The sequence below is a fragment of the uncultured Aquincola sp. genome, from assembly GCF_964001545.1.
GTDB lineage: Bacteria > Pseudomonadota > Gammaproteobacteria > Burkholderiales > Burkholderiaceae_C > Aquincola.
Genome location: NZ_CAXFDV010000329.1, coordinates 1 through 2568, shown reverse-complemented (window position 1 = coordinate 2568; position 2568 = coordinate 1). Strand labels below are relative to the sequence as shown.

The following is a 2568-nucleotide window of genomic DNA, read 5'->3' as shown; positions in this document are numbered from 1 at the left end:
GGCCATCCCGGGCGAAGACGCGGCCGGCGCCGACATCGGCACCGACCACATCGAGACCCTGGGCGGCACCGACGCGCTGGACGACGCGGTGTCGCTGGATGCCGACGAAGAGCTGGAGGCGCTGGCCGCCGACGACAGCGCCGACCCCGCCGACCCGGACATCGACGCCGACAACCGGCCCGACACCTGATCGGCCGCCGGCCTGGGTGATCACTTCGCCCAAGTGTCCTTCAGGCCGGTGACCTTGTTGAACACCGGCTTGTCGGCATTGTGGTCCTGCAGGTCGGCCACGAAGTAGCCGTGCCGCTCGAACTGGAAGCGGCTTTCCGGCGCGGCGCCGCGCAGCGACGGTTCCAGGTAAGCCTGCACCACGCGCTTGCTGTCGGGGTTCAGCTCGGCGGCCAGTTCACCTTCACCGGGGTGGGGCACGGCAAACAGCCGGTCGTACAGCCGCACCTCGGCGGCCAGCGCATCGTGCGCGCCCACCCAGCTGATCACGCCCTTGGTCTTCACGCTGTCGGCACCCGGGGTGCCGCTGCGCGTATCGGGAATCAGCTCGGCCTGCACTTCCGTCACGTTGCCGTCCGCATCGGTCGTGTGGCCGGTGCAGCGCACCACGTAGCCGTACTTCAGCCGCACCACCGCGCCCGGCGACAGCCGGTGATAGCCCTTGGGCGGCACCGCCTGGAAGTCCTCGCGCTCGATCCACACTTCCGGGCCCAGGCTGAACTCGCGCCGGCCCCGCTCGGGCTGGGCCGGGTGCACCGGCGCATCGCAGGGCAGGGTCTGGCCGGCGCCGATGACTTCGTCCCAGTTGGTCAGCCGCAGCTTCAGCGGGTCCAGCACCGCCATCGCGCGCGCAGCCTTGGGGTCCAGGTCGTCGCGCAGCGCGATGTCCAGGTTGCTGTAGTCGATCCAGCCGCCGGCCTTGCTGACGCCGCTGCGTTCGCAGAACAGCTTCAGCGCCTCGGGCGTGTAGCCGCGGCGGCGCAGGCCCACCAGCGTGGGCATGCGGGGGTCGTCCCAGCCGGTCACATGGCCTTCTTCCACCAGCTGGCGCAGCTTGCGCTTGCTGGTGATCACGTAGGTGAGGTTGAGCCGCGCGAACTCGTACTGTTTGGGCAGCGGTGCGTCCAGCAGCCCCAGCTTGGCCAGGTTGTCCAGCAGCCAGTCGTAGAAGGGCCGCTGGTCTTCGAACTCCAGCGTGCAGATGCTGTGGGTGATGTGCTCCAGCGCGTCCTCGATCGGATGCGCGAAGGTGTACATCGGGTAGATGCACCAGGCGTCGCCGGTGTTGTGGTGCGTGGCGTGCTTGATGCGGTAGAGGGCCGGGTCGCGCAGGTTGATGTTGGGCGACGCCATGTCGATCTTGGCGCGCAGCACCATCGCGCCGTCGGGGTGCTGGCCGTCGCGCATCTCGCGCAGGCGGGTCAGGTTGTCTTCGGGGCTGCGGCTGCGGAAGGGGCTGTCCACACCCGGCTTGCTGAAGTCGCCGCGGTTGGCGCGCATCTGCTCGGGCGTCTGCTCGTCCACGTAGGCCAGGCCGGCGCTCACCAGCGCCTCGGCCGCGCGGTACATGAAGTCGAAGTAGTGGCTGGCGTAGAACAGGTGCGACTTGCCGTGCGCCTGCCAGTCCCAGCCCAACCACTTGACGGCTTCCACGATACCGTCGACGTACTCCTGCTCTTCCTTCTCGGGGTTGGTGTCGTCAAAGCGCAGGTGGCACACGCCGCCGTATTCCTGCGCCAGGCTGAAGTTCAGCCAGATGCTCTTGGCATGGCCGATGTGCAGGTAACCGTTGGGCTCGGGCGGAAACCGGGTGCGGATGGCAGCCGGGTCGTGCCGGGCGGCGTAGGCGCCGGCTTCCAGGTCGCGTTCGATCACGCTGCGCAGGAAGTTGCCGGCAGCGGGCTTGTTGCTGGTGTTGTCGTCGTGGGGTGCAGCCATGAAGGATTCTATGCACGCGGCCTTTTCGATTGCTTACCTGTGGCAACAGCTGGTGGTGCACCGGAGGGCGCTTGGCGCGTTCAATCAGGGTAGTCAGTCATCAGGAGCATTTCCATGAGCCTTCGCAAGACCTTGAGCGCCGCCGTGCTGCTGTCGGCGGGCGTGCTGGCCGCCAGCGCGGCGCAGGCCCGTGACGTGTACTGGTCGGTGGGCATCAACGCCCCCGTGGCCGGCGTGGGCGTGGGCACCGTCATTTCCAACGCCCCGCCGGTGCGCTACTACGCCCCGCCGGCCGTGGTGTACCAGCCGGCGCCGGTGGTGGCGGTGCCCGCCTACCCGGTGTACCAGCCCGCGCCAGTGCTGTATGCGCCCCCGCCGCCGCCGGCGCGCTACTACAGGCCGGCGCCGCCGCCGGCATATGTGGTGGTGCCGCAACGGGCGCCGCGCCACTGGCATGGCGGTCGCTGGGCCGACCGCGGCTACGAGGGCCGCGGCTGGGACGGCTACCGCCACGGCGGCCGCTGACGGGCCCTCTTCAGACTTCCCTCTCTAGAGGGAGGCGCCCTGTCTCAAGACTTCCTACAGTGATAATGTTCACAGCAGGGAAGCAGATCATGGCGT

The 2568-nt window shown here is 68.8% G+C and carries 3 protein-coding genes; 2 read left to right on the top strand and 1 reads right to left on the bottom strand.

The annotated features are described in order from the left end of the window. The coding region (locus tag ABNT58_RS11435; RefSeq protein ID WP_348753602.1) for a hypothetical protein at window positions 1-190 on the top strand (190 nt) is incomplete at its 5' end. Between the two features lie 20 nt (window positions 191-210). On the opposite strand, the gene ABNT58_RS11430 is transcribed toward ABNT58_RS11435, so the two are convergent. After that, window positions 211-1947 (bottom strand): glutamine--tRNA ligase/YqeY domain fusion protein, encoded by a 1737-nt coding sequence (locus ABNT58_RS11430; RefSeq protein ID WP_348753601.1) that lies wholly within the window; start codon window positions 1945-1947, stop codon window positions 211-213. A 114-nt stretch (window positions 1948-2061) separates the two neighbouring features. Here ABNT58_RS11430 and ABNT58_RS11425 point away from each other — a divergent pair, with 114 nt between their 5' ends. Beyond that, window positions 2062-2472, top strand: coding sequence for a hypothetical protein (locus ABNT58_RS11425; protein ID WP_348753600.1), 411 nt, complete (start codon window positions 2062-2064; stop codon window positions 2470-2472). Window positions 2473-2568: the final 96 nt, after the last annotated feature.

Bases quoted from the DNA above. Each gene is read 5' to 3' on its own strand.
- ABNT58_RS11430 (WP_348753601.1), bottom strand. From the start codon at position 1,947: ATGGCTGCACCCCACGACGACAACACCAGCAACAAGCCCGCTGCCGGC.
- ABNT58_RS11425 (WP_348753600.1), top strand. From the start codon at position 2,062: ATGAGCCTTCGCAAGACCTTGAGCGCCGCCGTGCTGCTGTCGGCGGGC.